At 69.3% G+C, this 726-nt stretch carries 1 protein-coding gene; it reads right to left on the bottom strand.

Annotated features, from left to right (window positions below):
* Nucleotides 1–718 (bottom strand): FUSC family protein (locus tag AAE045_RS23490; protein WP_455549723.1); only part of this gene is annotated, 718 nt, incomplete at its 3' end.
* Nucleotides 719–726 lie beyond the last annotated feature (8 nt).

Genomic DNA, 726 nt, shown 5'->3' with positions numbered 1-726 from the left:
AGGACAGCACCGGCAGCATCAGCAGCATGCGTTCGCGCAGGCGCTCCATCGAGACCGCCGCCCCGGCGTGGCGCGGGTCGTCGCGACGCATGAACTCGATCAGCGCTTCGAACTGGACCAGATCGGCCGCCAGGCGGTTGCGCGGTCCATGCGCGTGACCGCGCGAGAGGATCTGCCGGCACCAGTCGGCGGCATCGGCCATCCAGCCGCCGATCCGCGCGCGCAGCATCGGCCGCACCGAGGCGGGGAAGAACAGCGAGGCGAACAGTACCGCCACCACGGTGCCGAGGATGATCTCCTCGCTGCGCGCCACCACGGTGTCGAAGATGGTGTCCGGCGAGGTCACCGCCGGGAAGCCGATGAAGGCGGTGGTGTAACCGGCCAGCAGGAACGCGTAGCCGCGCGGGCCTCGGTTGAGCAGGGCGATGAACAGGCAGGAGGACAGCCACAGCGACATCGCCGCGCTCAGCAGCAGCGGGGTTTCCACCAGGTGCGGCAGCATCCACAGCGTGGCCGCGCCGGCGATCAGCGTGCCGAGGATGCGGTAGGCCCCCTTGGCGCGGGTCGGGCCCAGCATCGGCTGGGTCACGATGTAGACCGTGGCCATCGCCCAGTACGGGCGCGAGAGATTGCCGGCCAGCCCGATGTAAAGCGCTGCCAGCGCCGCCAGGAAGGTCTTGACCGAGAACAACCAGGCCTGTCTGTCCAGCAGCAGCATGGCTTACC

It is taken from the genome of Dryocola clanedunensis (genome assembly GCF_038405435.1).
Taxonomy (GTDB): domain Bacteria; phylum Pseudomonadota; class Gammaproteobacteria; order Enterobacterales; family Enterobacteriaceae; genus Dryocola; species Dryocola clanedunensis_A.
This window is presented reverse-complemented; position numbering and strand designations above follow the sequence as displayed.